Genomic DNA, 15,183 nt, shown 5'->3' with positions numbered 1-15,183 from the left:
GCCTCACAGGACGGATGGTTAAAGGATGTCTGTTTCGCCGATGAGCCTATCAGCCGAGGCGTGAGGCGTGGAAAGAGTCCCCGTTGTCACGGGGAGCACTCAGCCTTTGGACTGCTGCACGCGCCCCAGGATGCCATTGAGGAAGCTGCCGGAGTCGTCGGTACTGAGCAGTTTGGCCGCGTCGACGGCCTCGTTGATCGCCACGCCATCGGGCACGTCGTCATTGAAGAGGACCTCCCAGATGCCGATGCGCAACAGTGCTCGGTCGATGATCGGCATGCGCGCGAGCGTCCATCCCTGGGCGTAGGTCTCGATGAGTTCGTCGATCTCGTCGCCGTGGTCGACGACACCGTCGATGATCTCGCGGGCGTACAGCCACGAGGCCTCTCGGGCAGGTTCGCTCAGCGCCCGGGTAGCTTCGGCGGCGAGGGCTTCGTTGATCGAGATCTGTCGCACGTCGGCGACGTAGAGCACGTCGAGGGCGCGCTTGCGAGCTTTGGTGCGTGCACTCATTGCGTAACCGCTTTCGAGGTCAGTCGTTCACGCGGCCGAGGTAGTCCCCCGTGCGCGTGTCGACCTTGACGCGGGTGCCCTGCTCGAGGAAGAGCGGAACCTGGATCTGGTACCCGGTCTCGACAGTGGCGGGCTTGGTGCCACCTGTCGAGCGATCGCCCTGGAGACCGGGCTCGGTGTACGTGATCTCGAGCGTCACACTCGCGGGCAGCTCGACGTAGAGCGGGAGCCCTTCGTTGAGGGCGACGGTCACGGCCTGGTTCTCGAGCATGAAGTTGGCGGCGTCGCCGACGACAGCCTCGGTGACGGTCAACTGGTCGTAGTCCGCCGTGTCCATGAAGACGAAGTCGTTGCCGTCTTTGTACAGGTACTGAAAGTCGCGGCGGTCGACATTGGCCGTCTCGATCTTCGCTCCCGCGTTGAACGTCTTGTCGACGACCTTGCCGGTGAGCACGTTCTTCATTTTGGTGCGCACGAACGCGCCGCCCTTGCCAGGCTTGACGTGCTGGAAGTCGATGACCGCCCAGAGCTGCCCGTCGATCTTGAGGACGGCGCCGTTTCTGATGTCGCTGGTTGAAGCCATGGAAAAACTGTTCCGTTCGAGTGAAGAATTGTGCGGGCGCGAAAAATGGCCCTCAGTGAGTGTACCGTCTGGCGGCTCTGGGCCTAGTTGAGGCCGATCACGGCCTTGAGCGCTAGCCGGTAGGAGTCGAATCCGAAGCCTGCGATGACGCCGGTGGCGACGCCGGAGATGACGCTGGTGTGCCGGAACGTCTCACGGGCATGGGGGTTCGAGATGTGCACCTCGATGAGTGGAATGCCGGCTTTGGTCACCATGGCTGCGGCGTCGCGCAGCCCGTAGCTGTAGTGGGTGAAAGCAGCCGGGTTGAGGATCACCGGTGTCGAGGAATCCACGGCCTCGTGGAGCCAATGGATGAGCTGCCCTTCATCGTCGGTCTGTCGCACCTCGATCGTTGCCCGATCTGCCGCATCGGCGACGAGCACGGTGCGAAGAGTGTCTAGATCCTGTGATCCGTAGACGTCGGGTTCTCTGCTGCCGAGACGCGAGAGGTTTGGTCCGTTCAGCACGAGCACAGTGGTCATGACGCATAACTCTAGCGAGGAGCAGACAGGCGCGCTTTCATCATGCGGAGCCCGTCGTCGTGCACGAGATAGATGGCGAACACCTCGACAGCCTCGTCGTGCGCTGCGGAATGCAGACCATCTGCCCACAATTCGTCGAATCCGTGAGGGGTCTCGTCTCCGGGCCGCTCGAGGGCGAAGAGGATGCTGCCGCCCGGTCCGTATTCGTCGAGAACCTGCCCGAGGCTCGCCACGATCGAACGCAACTCGTCTTCGCTCGGACTGACCGGAATCCCATCGATCGGAATGACGATGGGCAGTCGGCTTCCGTTCGAGGCCAGGAGAAATGCCCAGAGCTGGCGTCTGAGAGCGGGGCCGAGCAGCGCGGAAAGAAGCTCGCGTGCATCGGCGTCAGTTGAGATGATCGTGTCGGGACCGGGTGTCGAAGAAGAGATCGTCATACAGACACCTTCGCGCCTCTCAGACGGCGAGCTGTCGACTTGTCCACAGAGGGGCGCTCCCCTCCTGCACAGCCTCTGTCAGGAGCCGATCTCCTGATACGCCGCGAACAGAAGAGATGTCTCGGGGCCGGCGAGAACCGACGGCTTGGCGAGGTCGTCGAGAACGATGAAGCGGAGCATTCCGGCGCGCGCCTTCTTGTCACGCTGCATGGTCGCCAGAAGGGTCTGCCAGCGGCCGACCGGGTAGCTGACGGGCAGGGTCAACGAGGTGAGAATGCGTCGGTGGCGTTCGACGACCTCGTCCGACAGGGCTCCGGTGAGCCTTCCCAGCTCTGCAGCGAAGACCATGCCCACCGAGATCGCGGCGCCGTGTCTCCACTGATACCGCTCGGCGTGTTCGATCGCGTGCCCCAGCGTGTGACCGTAGTTGAGGATCTCGCGGAGTCCCTGCTCGGTGAAGTCCTCGCCCACCACGCGCGCCTTCATAGCGATGGAGAGTTCGACGACACGCCTGAACTCGGGGGTCGACGGGTCGGTGGCGCGGTCGACATCGGCTTCGACGATGTCGAGGATCTCCGGCTCCGAGATGAAGCCGGCCTTCACGATCTCGGCGAATCCGGCGAGGATCTCGTTTCGAGGAAGGGTGTCGAACGTGTCGAGGTCCCCGACCACGGCGCTCGGTGCGTAGAACGTGCCGACGAGGTTCTTTCCCTCGGCCGTGTTGATGCCGTTTTTTCCCCCGACGGCTGCATCGACCAGGCCGAGAACCGAGGTCGGCACCTGCACCAGGCGTACGCCTCGCAGCCAGGTCGCAGCAACGAATCCCGCGAGATCGGTGATCGCTCCCCCACCGAATCCGATGACGGCGTCGGATCTCGTGAAGTCCGACTGGCCCATGACCTGCCAGCAGAACGCCGCGACCTCCACGCGTTTCGCCTGCTCCGCATCCGGAACCTCGGCGAGAAGCACCTCGTAGCGGCCGAGCAGGCTCTCTCTCATCGCCGCGGCTTTCGCCGCCAATGTGGGAGCGTGCACGATCAGCACTTTCCGCACACCCTGCCCGAGGAACTCGGAGAGGTCGCCGACGAGACCGCGCCCGATCACAACGTCGTACGGATCGGTGCCAGACACGGGGATCCGGGTAACGGGTGTGCTGTCTGTCATGGCGTGTCTTTCTGGGATGGACGTGAACGGGCCCACTGCGCGATCTCGGTCGCGATGACCTCGGTCGGGCGGTGGGACGTGTCGATGGAGAAGTCGGCGAGCGATTCGTAGAGCTCACGGCGCGTGTCGACGAGCGCCTGCCACGATTCGATCGACGAGATGAGGGGGCGCTTGCCGTTCGCCAGCCGTGGCGCGACTGCCGAGGCTTCGACGGTCAGCAGAACGACCGGCAGTGACGAGATGTCGGCTTGGGTGCGCAGATCGAGTACTGCTCCCCCGCCGAACGCGACGACGCCTGAGCCCGAGAGCGCGTGCTCGACGGCGACGCGCTCCAGCGTTCTGAAGTGAGCCTCTCCGTGGGCGGCGAACAGCTCTGAGATGGCGCCGTGCTGGCGCACGATCTCGGTGTCGGTGTCGATGAACGGAACGCCCAGAGTGCGGGCGACCTTCTTGCCGATCCGAGACTTTCCCGCCGCAGGCGCACCGATCAGCACGAGGAGCATGAAGCCGGCCTCAGTCGGTGCCGTCGATGCCGGCGGATGCGAGACGGTCGGGGATGTGTGCGAGGTACGACTCGAGATTGCGCTTGGTCTCCGGCACGGAGTCGCCCCCGAATTTCTCGAGCACGGAGTTCGCGAGCACGAGCGCCACCATCGCCTCAGCGACGACCCCGGCCGCGGGAACCGCGCATACATCGGAACGCTGGTGATGGGCGGCCGCCGCCTCGCCCGTGGCGACGTCGACGGTGCGGAGCGCATGAGGAATCGTCGCGATCGGCTTCATTCCGGCGCGGACACGCAGCACGGTTCCGGTGCTCATGCCGCCCTCGGTGCCTCCGGCCTTGTCGCTGAGACGCGTGATCCGCCCGTCAGACTGCACGAGTTCGTCGTGCGCGTCGGATCCTCGGCGCGTCGTGGTCAGGAATCCATCGCCGACCTCGACACCCTTGATCGCCTGGATACCCATCAGAGCGGCGGCCAGCGCGGAGTCGAGACGTCTGTCCCAGTGAACGTATGATCCGAGGCCCGGCGGAACGCCGTACGCGAGCACCTCGACGACGCCGCCGAGGGTGTCGCCGTCTTTGTGCGCGGCATCGACCTCTGCCACCATGAGTGCGCTGGTCGCCTCGTCGAAGCAGCGAAGGGGATCGGCATCGAGAGTGGCGACGTCGCGCGGCAGAGGCAGCGGTCGGCCTTCTGGAACCCGCACGGGACCGATCGACAGCGTATGACTGACCAGGGAGATGCCGAGTTCCGACAAGAAGCTTCTCGCGACAGCGCCGAGCGCGACCCGAGCCGCAGTCTCGCGGGCACTCGCACGCTCGAGAACGGGACGAGCCTCGTCGAAGCCATACTTCTGCATACCCACAAGATCGGCGTGGCCCGGGCGCGGACGTGTGAGCGGCGCTCCGCGGCCCCGACTCGCCTGATCGGCATCGACGGGTTCTGGACTCATCACCTCGACCCACTTGGGCCACTCGGTGTTGCCGATGCGGATGGCCACCGGGCTGCCGAGGGAGTAGCCGTGTCGGACTCCGGCCGAGATGGTCAGTTCGTCTTGTTCGAACTTCATGCGCGCGCCTCGGCCATAACCCAGCTTGCGGCGCGCTAGGTCGGCGCGGATGTCGTCCATCAGCACGGGCACGCCAGCTGGCAGCCCTTCGATGGTGGCGATGAGTTCAGGGCCGTGCGATTCTCCGGCGGTGATCCAACGAAGCATATAAAGGCTGTTCCTTCAGGCGGCAGGATGGTCGACGGCGGCCGGTGACCGGCGGCCAGACGCGTCGGCGTGCGGACAGCCGACACTCGATCCTCCCACAGATCGTCCTCGGCCTCCTGCGGGAAGCTATCGCTCGCCCGGCCCGTCGAGGTCGTCGACCGACGACTCCATCGCTGCCAGCACGGCAGACTCATCGGGCAGCGACAGCGCAGGGTCGGCGTTCACGAAGATGCGGATCTGCACGAGAGCCTGATGGATCAGCATGCGAAGGCCCGACACGACCGTTCGGTCCGAGGCGCTCCACACCGCGCCGAGCGCGCTGGGCCACGGATGGTAGGCGACATCGAGCAGATCTGATCGAGCGGGAAGCGTACTGTCACTGAGAAGCACGGCCGGCTCCGCGGTTCCCGGAAGAGTCGAGATCACCAGCGAAGCATCGACGATGTCGAGCGACGCGACAGTGAGCGGAAGAATCGCGATCGACGTTCCCGCGGCGTGCGCGATCTGCACGAGCTCATCGGCCTTCTCCGGGCTGCGCGCGAGAACACTCACGTGCTCTGCTCCGAGTAGAGCCGCGGCCACCACGGCCGATGCAGCGGTCGCTCCCGCGCCCAGAACGGCCACATGGCGCGCATGCACGATCGACTTCTCGGCGAGGGCGCGCACGATGCCGCCGACGTCGGTGTTGAAACCGTCGAGACGACGCTCACCATCGACACGAGCGAAGCGCACAGTGTTCGTCGCTCCGGTGAGCACGCTCAGCTCGTCGCGGCTGTCGAGTAGCGGCCGGATGCTGTGCTTCAGCGGCATCGTCAGCGAGAGCCCGAGCCACTCGTCTCCCCGGCCCGCCACGAACGCGGCCAGATCGTCCTCCGCCACATCGATCGCGTCGTAGTGCCAGTCGAGGCCGAGCGCGGCGTAGGCCGCCGCGTGCAGGCGCGGAGAAAGGGAGTGCGCGATCGGCGAACCGAGAACAGCCAGCCGCCTGGCCGTTGCTGTGGGCATGCTCGAGTCAGTCATCGTCGTCAGTGATTGGCCTGATACTGCTTCACGGCTTCGTCGTGCTCCTCTTGGGTCACCGAGAAGACGGTCTCGCCGGTGTCGAGGTTCACGGTCACGAAATATCGCCAGTCGCCGTCTGCCGGATGCAGGGCCGCGTCGATCGCGTCATCGCCCGGGTTGGAGATCGGACCGACAGGCAGACCCGGGTTCGCATAGGTGTTGTAGGGGTTCGACGCGTCGTCACGTTCTGCCTCGGTCGTGTCGACTGCACCGCCGCCGGCGCCGTAACGAACCGTGGCATCCGACTGCAGGTTCATGCCGTCGGCCAGGCGATTCTGAAAGACCCGCGACACCTTGTACATATCGTCTTTGCTGCCGGACTCGCTCTGGATGAGGCCCGCGAGGGTCAGCACATGCAAGCGCTGGTCTGCGGGTACACCCGCCGCGTCGAGAGCCTGGTACGTGCGGTCGACCATCGTCTTGAGCATCTCGGCGGCCGTCTGTCCGGGCTGGAACTCATAGGTCGCGGGGAACAGGAAGCCTTCGACGCTCGGCGCCTCGGCCGGCACCCCGAGCGACACGAAGTCCGCACCGGCGGCCTTGAAGTCGTCGAACGGCATCCCCGTGACATCGGCGAGCGACTGATAGATGCCCGACGCCGTCGTGCCCTCGGGAATAGTCACGGTGTAGTCGACCTTGTTCGCCGGATCGAGCAGTGCGGCGAGAGCGGACTTCGAACTCATCTTCGCCGCGAGTTTGAACGTGCCGGTCTGGAAGACGGGCTGCGGATTCTCTTTGAGCAGAAGGGAGTAGAAGGTGTCGGAACTCTTGACCACGCCGGCCTCTTGCAACTTGACGCCGATGGCGTCGCCGTACTCTCCGTCGGAGATCTTCACCATGACCTCGCCCGAACCGTTGCCGCTGTAGTCATCGTTTGACTTCGGATTGAGCATCGCGGTGATCTGAGGCTCGAACGTCGAATACACGAAGGCCCCTCCACCGGCGATCAGACCGAGGATGACGACCGTCACGATCACGCCGGTGAGCGCGCGACGTCGACGCCGCGGCGGCTCCGAGTGCCTCACGGTGGCATGCGTCTCGCGCCGCTCTCGTCGTGACTGCGGCTGACCGGTGGGCTTCGACGTCGAAGCGGGCTCACGCAGGAACTCGGAGAACGGGTGGTCTTCTGGTGGCTGACGGTCAGTCACGGTAAATCCCCCTGTGGATCGGGTCCCAATTCGGATGCGGCGATTCCGGGCGGGTTTCCCGTGGACGCCTCCGAATCGAGGGCATGCTGCAAAAGTATAACCGCGGCGATCTGGTCGATCACGGGACGCGATCCTTTTACAGCACGGCCGGAGGTGTGGAGCGCGGCCTGAGCGGAGACCGTCGTGAGTCTCTCATCGATCATTCGCACGGGCCTGCCCGTGGCGGCGGCTATCCGACCCGCGAAGGCAACGGCGTCATCTGTCGACGCCGTCGTGCCACCCGACAGAGACAGCGGCAGACCGACGACAACCTCGGCGCAGTCGAGTTCGTCGCACAGTATCGTCAGGCGGTCGATGTCTGCCGTGCTGTTACCCGACGAGCGCGCCACCGTCTCGAGCGGCGTCGCCAGCATGCCGTGGAAGTCGCTGCGCGCGACGCCGATGCGGGCCTTCCCCACGTCGACGCCGAGGCGAACGCCCGACCTCACCCGGTCAGCCTAGAACCGTCTGCGACACCGCCGTGAGGGCGCTGTCGATGGCGGCCGAGTTCGTGCCACCGCCCTGGGCGAGATCGTCTTTTCCGCCGCCCCCGCCGCCCAGAATGGATGCGGCCTGCTTGGCGAGAACTCCGGCTCGGTGGCCGAGGGCGCGCGCCGCGTCGTTGGTCGCGACTATGACGACAGGCTTCCCGGCGACGACCGCGGCGAGTGCCACGACGGCCGGAGCGGATCCGAGCCGCTCCCGGACTCCTGTGACGAGGGCTCGCAGATCATCGGACGAGGAGAGCTCCCCGGCATCGGCGGCTACGAGGCGAAGCTCTCCGACGGTGCGCGCGGTATCGACCAGCGAGGGGACGCGGGCGCTCAGGGCGCTCGCCTCGTAGGCGGCGAGCTTCTTCTCCGCCGCTTTGAGATTCGCGACGAGATCCTGGATGCGCGCGGGCACGTCTTCTCGCGGAGCCTTCAGCGTGGTCGCCAACTGCGTCACGACGCTGCGTTCTGCGGCGAACTGGCGGAATGCCTCGATGCCGACCAGCGACTCGACTCGACGGTTGGTCGAACCGATCGACGATTCTCCGAGGATGTTGATCATGCCGATCTCTGAGCTGTGCTGCACATGCGTTCCTGCACAGAGCTCACGCGACCAGGGTCCCCCGATGTCGACGACGCGCACGACGTCGCCGTACTTCTCGCCGAACAGGGCCATGGCCCCCAGCGCCTTGGCCTCGTCGAGGGGAAGCTCGCGCGTGACGACCTCGAGATCGCTGCGGATGGCGAGGTTCGAGATCTCTTCGATCTCGGAGCGGGTCTCGGTCGACAGAGGCTGGTTCCACGAGAAGTCGAGACGGAGGTAGCCGGCCTTGTTGTACGAGCCGGACTGGTGGGCCTGCGGGCCGAGTGTCTGGCGGAGCGCCGCGTGCACGAGGTGCGTACCCGAGTGCGCCTGGGTGGCGCCGCGGCGCCACTCCGGGTCGACGACTGTCGTCGCCGCATCGTCGACCGACACCTGGCCGCTCGTGACGTGCACGCGGTGGCTGATGAGACCCTTGACGGGCTTCTGTACGTCGAGCACCTCGAGCTCGAAGCCGTCGCCCCGGATGATGCCGGAGTCGGCCTCCTGGCCACCCGACTCGGCGTAGAGCGTGGTCTCGGCGAGGATGACCTCGAGGGTCTCACCGGCGACGGCGCTGGTCACCGACTGTCCGTCGATGATGAGTCCGAGGATCTTCGACTCGGTGACCAGCTCGTCGTAACCGAGGAATGTGGTCTCGCCGATGGCCCTGAACTGGCTGTAGACACCAAGGTCGGTGATGCCGAGTTTCTTGGCCTTCGAGTCGGCCTTGGCGCGCTGCTTCTGTTCGCTCATCAGCGACTCGAATGCAACACGGTCTACGGCGAGCCCGGCTTCCTCGGCCATCTCCATCGTGAGGTCGATCGGGAAGCCGTAGGTGTCGTGGAGCTGGAAAGCCGTGTCGCCGGCGAGGGTCTTGGCGCCCTTGTCTTTGGCCGAGTTCACGGCGAGGTCGAGAATGTTGATGCCGCCGCTGAGGGTGCGCAGGAACGACTCCTCTTCTGCGTACGCGGTCCGCGAGATGCGGTCGAAGTCGGTCTCCACCTCGGGGTATGCGGCCTTCATGGCGTCACGAGATGCCGGGAAGAGCTCCGGGAAGACGGCGGTGTCGACGCCCAGAAGACGCATGGAACGCACCGAGCGGCGCAGCAGGCGGCGCAGGATGTATCCCCTGCCCTCGTTCGACGGCGTGACCCCATCGGACATCAGCATCAACGCGCTGCGCACGTGGTCGGCGACCACGCGCATCCGGATGTCGTCTTCGTGGTCGGCGCCGTAGCGGCGGCCGGAGATCAGTGACGCCGTGTCGAGCACGGGGCGCACCTGGTCGATCTCGTAGAGGTTCTCGACCCCCTGCTTCAGGAACGCCACGCGCTCGAGGCCCATGCCCGTGTCGATGTTGCGGCTGGGCAGATCGCCGAGGATCTCGAAGTCGTTCTTGCCGGTGCCTTCACCGCGCAGGTACTGCATGAATACGAGATTCCAGATCTCGATGTAGCGGTCGTCGTCGGCCGCGGGTCCGCCCTCGCGTCCGTAGGCGGGGCCGCGATCGAAGAAGATCTCGGAACACGGGCCGGCCGGGCCGGGCTGACCGGTCGACCAGTAGTTGGAGTCCATGCCCAGACGCTGGATGCGCTCGTCGGGCAGGCCCGCCGTCTTCTTCCAGTACTCGATGGCCTCATCGTCGTCTTCGTAGACGGTGACCCAGAGGTCTTTCTCGTCGAAGCCGAGTCCGCCGTCGGCCTCGGGCGTGACGAGTAGCTCCCAGGCGTAACGGATCGCCTGTTCCTTGAAGTAGTCGCCGAACGAGAAGTTGCCGTTCATCTGGAAGAAGGTGCCGTGTCTGGTGGTCTTGCCGACCTCTTCGATGTCGAGCGTGCGAATGCACTTCTGCACGCTCGTCGCCCGCGGGTACGGGGCGGGGACCAGGCCCGTGAGGTAGGGAATGAACGGCACCATGCCCGCGACGGTGAAGAGCAGAGTCGGGTCGTCGCTGACGAGCGATGCGCTCGGAACGACCGTGTGCCCCTTGTCTGCGAAGAAGGTGAGCCAGCGTTGGCGGATATCGGCGGTGTTCATGGGGTCCGTTGCATTCGGCGCGTCGGACTGCGAAGACCGTAGTCGACGACGCGATAGGGAAAGGTGTTAGCGGCCGGTCGACGTGATGGCGTCGCCAGCGTCAGAGAGCACGGCGCGGAGCTCGGACTCCCGCTCGCGGTATCCGTCGACGACGGACTCGGTGAACCCCTTGGTGCGCTTGTCGAGATCGGAGAAGAATCTCTTGCCCTCAGCGGTCTGGTTGACCTGATGGGCGACGACGAATCCGAGAGCGACTCCGAGTGCGAGCCACAGGATGTTCTTCAATGTTCTCTCCTCGAGACGCGAATTGGGCTGGGATGGAGACAAGTTTAGTCGGCGCGCACGGCCAAGGCCGTTGCTCGCCTGGAGACCTCGTCGTTGAGTCGCTGTCGCCACACGGCAGCGAGGGTGGCGTCGTCGGTCTCGTCATCGAGAATCGTCAGCCACGCCGACAGTTCCGCGTCGAGCCACTCGAATTGACGAACGGATGCGGCCAGCACGTCTCGAGGAGCGGTGTAGCTCTCCCACGATACGGCGACGCGATTCAGCACCACATAGATCCACACCTGGTCGAGTGCCGCATCGTCCGGGTCGCCGCCTGCGCTCTCGGCAAGGACAGCCTCGAGCCCGCCGATGTCATCTCGCAGGGCTGCGACCCTGGCTTCGGAATCGAGGCGGGCGTCGCTGGAACGCGCCTTGCCTGCGGCGACGATGCTGCAGGCCTCCTCGCCGTCCACGAGATCACGACGCAGGCCTTGCAGCAGCTCGGGCAGCGTCAGGCGCAGCCCATCCGGGATGTCGTAGCGGGTGATGGGATGCCGTCCCCCGGGATTTCCGAAGACCATCCCGACCTCCATGGCGGCGATCGCCGGTGCGGCCGCAGTGCTGAACGGGGCGTCGACGATGGTCGGAACGGAATCGGCTTCGACGGGTGTGCCCTGGGCTCCGACGCTCCCGAAGATGTAGTCGGCCTGAGGGTTCACTCCCACATCAGGGTCGGGCGAGGCGTCGGTGTATCGGATGTAGCGCACCGTGGATCGCACAATGAAGAACAGGCCGATCGCGAGTCCGATAGCCAGAACGATAAGAAGGAACTCCACCGACCGCCTACTTTGACCGGCGTCGGCGGGAGGAAGGCTGCTTGGGCCCGCGGAAGCTCAAGATGCCCGCTCTGACGGCAGCACTGAACCCGGCGACCTTGATCAGAGGTCCGCCGACCGACGCGGCGAAGAGGGCCACGAGGCTCGTGACATTGCCGGTGACCTCGGCGACGTTCTTCGTGATCGTGTCGACGCGAGCGATCTGCTTGTTCGCCTCCTGAATCGTCACCGTCGACTCCTCGAGGATCGGGGTGACGTTGTCGCTCAGCTCTTTGATCGCTGCGCGCGTCTCGTCGAAGACACCGCCCAGCTTGATGAGCGGCAGCGCGAGGAACGCCACGAGGATCGCGAAGACTCCGGCCGCGATGAGTCCGGCGATATCTCCACCTGACATGGGTGAGCTCCTTAGCGGATGCCGGCCATGGGCATCCATTGCAATGAAAAAGGGGCGGGGCACCGAAATCTCGGTGTCCCGCCCCTCAGCGTACCCAATGGGCACGCGGTGAATCAGCGTGCGGCGTAGTACTCGACGACGAGCTGCACTTCACAGGTCACGGGGACCTCGGCGCGCAGCGGACGACGGAGCAGGCGGGCCTGCAGCTTGTCGATCTCGACTTCGAGGTAACCCGGGACCTTGGGGAGCACGTCGAGGTGTCCACCTGCGGCGGCGACCTGGAACGGCTCGGTTCCCTCGCTCTTGGGCTTCACGTGGATGAGCTGTCCCGGCTTCACGCGGAAGGAGGGACGGTCGACGAGCTGGCCGTCGACGAGGATGTGACGGTGCACGACGAGCTGGCGAGCCTGCGCGGTGGTGCGGGCGAGGCCCGAACGCACGACGAGGGCGTCGAGACGCATCTCGAGAAGCTCGACGAGGTTCTCACCGGTCAGGCCCTTGGCGCGACGTGCCTCTTCGAAGATGATCTTCAGCTGGGCTTCACGGATTCCGTACTGGGCGCGCAGACGCTGCTTCTCCCGCAGACGCACGGCGTAGTCGGAGTCGGTCTTGCGCTTGGTGCGACCGTGCTCACCCGGAGCGTAAGGACGCTTCTCGAGGTAACGTGCGGCCTTCGGGGTCAGGGCGATGCCAAGGGCTCGCGAGAGGCGGGTCTTGCTGCGTGTACGTGACTTGGTAGACATGTACATCCTTTCAGTGAATCGTCGTGCTGGATGAGGCGCGAACAGAGTGTCTGGTCGCGCAGAGAACTCACCGCTGTCTGAGGCTCGACCCGTGAGAATCGGCCTCGTCTGCGGAGGAAAATGAGGGGATTGTGCCGAGGTCGGTTCGGCTACAGAACACGACCATCTTCGCTGAATGGATTCGCAGCCGCACGAAAGCCACCCGGAACAGGCGTATCGACACTACCACAGTCGGGCAGGCCTACGAGGTGAGAGAAACAGTCGCCCTATTGCCCGCGTGTGATCTGGCGGATCTTGGCCAACCGCGCCGAAACGTCTCGTTCGTTCCCATGCTCTGTGGGGCGGTAGTACTCGGTGCGGCCCAGCTCGTCGGGCAGATATTGCTGCGTGAGCACTCCCCTGTCGTCGTCATGCGGATACTTGTACCCCTTGCCATGGCCGAGCCGTTTGGCGCCCGGATAGTGAGCGTCACGGAGGTGCTTCGGCACGCGCCCGAACTTTCCTGCCCTGATGTCGCCGATGGCCTGGTCGATCGCCAGGTAGGAGGCGTTCGACTTGGGTGCGGTCGCCAGATAGACGGTGGCCTCGGCCAGGGGAATCCGACCCTCCGGCATTCCGATGAATTGAACGGCGTCGGCCGCTGCCACGGCCACGACCAGTGCCTGAGGGTCTGCCATGCCGATGTCTTCGGAAGCGGAGACGATGAGCCTGCGGCAGATGAAGCGGGGGTCTTCTCCGGCTTCGATCATGCGGGCGAGGTAGTGCACCGACGCGTCGACGTCGGACCCTCGGATCGACTTGATGAACGCGCTGATGACGTCGTAGTGCTCGTCGCCGTTGCGGTCGTAGCGCAGGAGTGCGCGGTCGACGGCCTGGGCAACGGTTTCTTCGGTGATGAGAGGCGACTCGGCGCTCGTCGACGAGTCGCCACTCTCGCTCGGCCCGGCCGATGCGAGGATCGACCCCGCGGAGGCCTCGAGCGCGGTGAGCGCCCGGCGAGCATCGCCGGATGCGAGACGCACGATGGCCGAGCGGGCGTCAGGATCGAGACGGACGCGACCGGCGAGACCCCGGGCATCCGATACCGCGCGATCGACGACGATACCGAGATCGTCGTCGCTGAGCTGTTCGAGCGTGAGGAGAAGCGATCGGGAGAGCAGGGGCGAGATCACGGAGAACGACGGATTCTCCGTCGTAGCCGCGACCAGAATGACCCAGCCGTTTTCGACGCCGGGAAGCAGAGCATCTTGCTGCGCTTTTGTGAAGCGGTGGATCTCGTCGAGGAAGAGCACAGTCGACAGACCGTAGAGATCGCGGCTTCGGAAGGCCTCTTCCATTACCTGGCGAACGTCTTTCACCCCGGCGGTCACCGCGGAGAGTTCGACGAACTTGCGCCCAGAGCTGTGAGCGATGGCCTGAGCGAGCGTTGTCTTGCCCGTGCCCGGAGGCCCCCAAAGAATGACGGAGACCGAGCCCTGAGTTCCCTCGGTGTCTGATGCGAGATTCACGAGGGGTGACCCCGGGCGCAACAGGTGCTTCTGCCCGGCCACTTCGTCGAGCGAGCGGGGGCGCATGCGCACGGCGAGGGGAACCGATCCGCTGTGCAGACCGGGCTGAGAGGTGACCATCAAATAAGGCTACCGGCAGCATCCGACAGCGGCCCCGTGAACGTCGGGTTGGGAAGGATGCCCCGTGGCCCGTAAAGTTCAGGAGGGATTCACGCGCGCGACGCGATCCCACCGAACCCAACAAACGAGTGTTCGCCCGATCTGTCGGGTGATGGAGGATCCGTGGCACCGAGGAATCAGGACCGAGAGGCCCGCGCTGCGCGTCAACGTCTGCGCGACTACCAGGCGCGGCAGACGATGCACGCCTCGAAGATCGCCCGACGCAGGCGCGACAATGTGGTGGCCGTGCTCGTGGCCATCCTGGTCATCGCAGCAGCCGTCGTCGTGCAGGTCTTCTATTTCGCGGGTGGCCCTGGAACGCCGACGCCGTCGCCCAGCGCGACAGCGGCATCCACCGACACGCCCGCGCCGACGCCGACACCGAACTCGGCCGACGTTCCCAACCCCGCCGCGGCCGAAGGTCGCACGTGGACCGGAGAGATGACGGTCAACGACATCCCGCTCGGAATCTCTCTCGACGGCGCGGCCGCTCCCCAGGGCGTGGCCAACTTCGTGACCCTGGCGCAGAAGGGTTTCTACAACGGACTCACCTGCCACAGACTCACCACGTCTCCCGGTTTCGGCGTGCTGCAGTGCGGCGATCCCAACGGCGACGGGTCGGGCGGCCCGGGCTACAGCTTCGGCCCCATCGAGAACGCACCCGCAGGTGACGTGTACCCGGCGGGAACCATAGCGATGGCGCGCCAGGGAGGAAACGGCTCGAGCATGGGAAGCCAGTTCTTCATCGTCTACGAAGACACCACGATTCCGTCTGATGCCGCGGGCGGCTACACCGTGCTCGGAACGGTTACGAGCGGGCTCGACGCGCTCAAGGCCGGCGTCACCGATGCTGGCACTGCGGACGGTTCGGCCGACGGCAAGCCGTCGATTCCCGTTACCATCGGCACTATCGCGGTTCAGTAACCACTTGCCCCCGTGCAATAGGGTTGAATAGCGCATTCCGAACAACGTCGACAGG

The 15,183-nt window shown here is 65.3% G+C and carries 17 protein-coding genes; 1 reads left to right on the top strand and 16 read right to left on the bottom strand.

The features are described 5' to 3' along the window. Window positions 1–99: 99 nt before the first annotated feature. From nusB to B9Y86_RS11445, 16 genes are all read right to left on the bottom strand, one after another. Window positions 100–513, bottom strand: coding sequence for a transcription antitermination factor NusB (nusB, locus tag B9Y86_RS11520; protein WP_044438391.1), 414 nt, complete (start codon window positions 511–513; stop codon window positions 100–102). Window positions 514–532: 19 nt separating this feature from the next. After that, the gene (gene efp / locus B9Y86_RS11515; RefSeq protein WP_044438393.1) at window positions 533–1,096 is read right to left on the bottom strand and encodes an elongation factor P; all 564 of its coding nucleotides are present in this window, start codon (window positions 1,094–1,096) and stop codon (window positions 533–535) included. 83 nt (window positions 1,097–1,179) lie between these two features. Continuing rightward, window positions 1,180–1,617, bottom strand: coding sequence for a type II 3-dehydroquinate dehydratase (locus B9Y86_RS11510; RefSeq protein WP_085486082.1), 438 nt, complete (start codon window positions 1,615–1,617; stop codon window positions 1,180–1,182). Window positions 1,618–1,628: 11 nt separating this feature from the next. Then, entirely contained in the window at window positions 1,629–2,057 is a 429-nt protein-coding gene (locus B9Y86_RS11505) for a hypothetical protein (RefSeq protein ID WP_085486080.1), read from the bottom strand. A 78-nt stretch (window positions 2,058–2,135) separates the two neighbouring features. Next, entirely contained in the window at window positions 2,136–3,221 is a 1,086-nt protein-coding gene (aroB, locus tag B9Y86_RS11500) for a 3-dehydroquinate synthase (protein ID WP_085486078.1), read from the bottom strand. After that, window positions 3,218–3,724 carry a shikimate kinase gene (locus B9Y86_RS11495; protein ID WP_085486076.1) on the bottom strand — a complete coding sequence of 169 codons (507 nt, stop codon included), beginning with the start codon at window positions 3,722–3,724 and terminating at the stop codon, window positions 3,218–3,220. The genes aroB and B9Y86_RS11495 overlap by 4 nt, the downstream gene beginning before the upstream one ends. Window positions 3,725–3,734: 10 nt before the next feature. Further along, on the bottom strand, window positions 3,735–4,940 hold the full coding sequence (gene aroC / locus B9Y86_RS11490; RefSeq protein WP_085486074.1) for a chorismate synthase: 1,206 nt from the start codon (window positions 4,938–4,940) through the stop codon (window positions 3,735–3,737). 126 nt (window positions 4,941–5,066) lie between these two features. Then, window positions 5,067–5,960 (bottom strand): shikimate dehydrogenase, encoded by an 894-nt coding sequence (locus B9Y86_RS11485; RefSeq protein WP_085486072.1) that lies wholly within the window; start codon window positions 5,958–5,960, stop codon window positions 5,067–5,069. Between the two features lie 5 nt (window positions 5,961–5,965). After that, on the bottom strand, window positions 5,966–7,150 hold the full coding sequence (mltG, locus tag B9Y86_RS11480) for an endolytic transglycosylase MltG (protein ID WP_244894734.1): 1,185 nt from the start codon (window positions 7,148–7,150) through the stop codon (window positions 5,966–5,968). After that, complete coding sequence (gene ruvX, locus B9Y86_RS11475) at window positions 7,147–7,638, bottom strand: Holliday junction resolvase RuvX (protein WP_085486070.1); 492 nt, start codon at window positions 7,636–7,638, stop codon at window positions 7,147–7,149. The genes mltG and ruvX overlap by 4 nt, the downstream gene beginning before the upstream one ends. 4 nt (window positions 7,639–7,642) lie before the next feature. Then, the gene (gene alaS / locus B9Y86_RS11470; protein ID WP_085486068.1) at window positions 7,643–10,300 is read right to left on the bottom strand and encodes an alanine--tRNA ligase; all 2,658 of its coding nucleotides are present in this window, start codon (window positions 10,298–10,300) and stop codon (window positions 7,643–7,645) included. A gap of 66 nt (window positions 10,301–10,366) precedes the next feature. Beyond that, entirely contained in the window at window positions 10,367–10,585 is a 219-nt protein-coding gene (locus tag B9Y86_RS11465) for a hypothetical protein (RefSeq protein WP_085486066.1), read from the bottom strand. Between the two features lie 44 nt (window positions 10,586–10,629). Beyond that, complete coding sequence (locus B9Y86_RS11460) at window positions 10,630–11,400, bottom strand: hypothetical protein (protein WP_085486064.1); 771 nt, start codon at window positions 11,398–11,400, stop codon at window positions 10,630–10,632. A gap of 7 nt (window positions 11,401–11,407) precedes the next feature. Next, complete coding sequence (locus B9Y86_RS11455) at window positions 11,408–11,794, bottom strand: DUF948 domain-containing protein (RefSeq protein ID WP_085486062.1); 387 nt, start codon at window positions 11,792–11,794, stop codon at window positions 11,408–11,410. A 113-nt stretch (window positions 11,795–11,907) separates the two neighbouring features. After that, a complete protein-coding gene (gene rpsD / locus B9Y86_RS11450) occupies window positions 11,908–12,537 on the bottom strand; it encodes a 30S ribosomal protein S4 (protein ID WP_044439195.1) in 630 nt (209 codons plus the stop codon). Window positions 12,538–12,803: 266 nt separating this feature from the next. Then, window positions 12,804–14,165 (bottom strand): replication-associated recombination protein A, encoded by a 1,362-nt coding sequence (locus tag B9Y86_RS11445; protein WP_085486060.1) that lies wholly within the window; start codon window positions 14,163–14,165, stop codon window positions 12,804–12,806. Window positions 14,166–14,327: 162 nt separating this feature from the next. Between B9Y86_RS11445 and B9Y86_RS11440 the strand changes: the two genes are divergently transcribed. Continuing rightward, window positions 14,328–15,128: a peptidylprolyl isomerase gene (locus B9Y86_RS11440; protein WP_085486058.1), complete on the top strand. Its 801-nt coding sequence runs from the start codon at window positions 14,328–14,330 to the stop codon at window positions 15,126–15,128. Window positions 15,129–15,183: the final 55 nt, after the last annotated feature.

The organism is Agreia pratensis (genome assembly GCF_900177685.1).
In the GTDB taxonomy this organism is placed as follows: domain Bacteria; phylum Actinomycetota; class Actinomycetes; order Actinomycetales; family Microbacteriaceae; genus Agreia; species Agreia pratensis.
This window is presented reverse-complemented; position numbering and strand designations above follow the sequence as displayed.

Bases quoted from the DNA above. Each gene is read 5' to 3' on its own strand.
- nusB (WP_044438391.1), bottom strand. From the start codon at position 513: ATGAGTGCACGCACCAAAGCTCGCAAGCGCGCCCTCGACGTGCTCTAC.
- efp (WP_044438393.1), bottom strand. From the start codon at position 1,096: ATGGCTTCAACCAGCGACATCAGAAACGGCGCCGTCCTCAAGATCGAC.
- B9Y86_RS11510 (WP_085486082.1), bottom strand. From the start codon at position 1,617: ATGACCACTGTGCTCGTGCTGAACGGACCAAACCTCTCGCGTCTCGGC.
- B9Y86_RS11505 (WP_085486080.1), bottom strand. From the start codon at position 2,057: ATGACGATCTCTTCTTCGACACCCGGTCCCGACACGATCATCTCAACT.
- aroB (WP_085486078.1), bottom strand. From the start codon at position 3,221: ATGACAGACAGCACACCCGTTACCCGGATCCCCGTGTCTGGCACCGAT.
- B9Y86_RS11495 (WP_085486076.1), bottom strand. From the start codon at position 3,724: ATGCTCCTCGTGCTGATCGGTGCGCCTGCGGCGGGAAAGTCTCGGATC.
- aroC (WP_085486074.1), bottom strand. From the start codon at position 4,940: ATGCTTCGTTGGATCACCGCCGGAGAATCGCACGGCCCTGAACTCATC.
- B9Y86_RS11485 (WP_085486072.1), bottom strand. From the start codon at position 5,960: ATGACTGACTCGAGCATGCCCACAGCAACGGCCAGGCGGCTGGCTGTT.
- alaS (WP_085486068.1), bottom strand. From the start codon at position 10,300: ATGAACACCGCCGATATCCGCCAACGCTGGCTCACCTTCTTCGCAGAC.
- B9Y86_RS11455 (WP_085486062.1), bottom strand. From the start codon at position 11,794: ATGTCAGGTGGAGATATCGCCGGACTCATCGCGGCCGGAGTCTTCGCG.
- rpsD (WP_044439195.1), bottom strand. From the start codon at position 12,537: ATGTCTACCAAGTCACGTACACGCAGCAAGACCCGCCTCTCGCGAGCC.
- B9Y86_RS11445 (WP_085486060.1), bottom strand. From the start codon at position 14,165: ATGGTCACCTCTCAGCCCGGTCTGCACAGCGGATCGGTTCCCCTCGCC.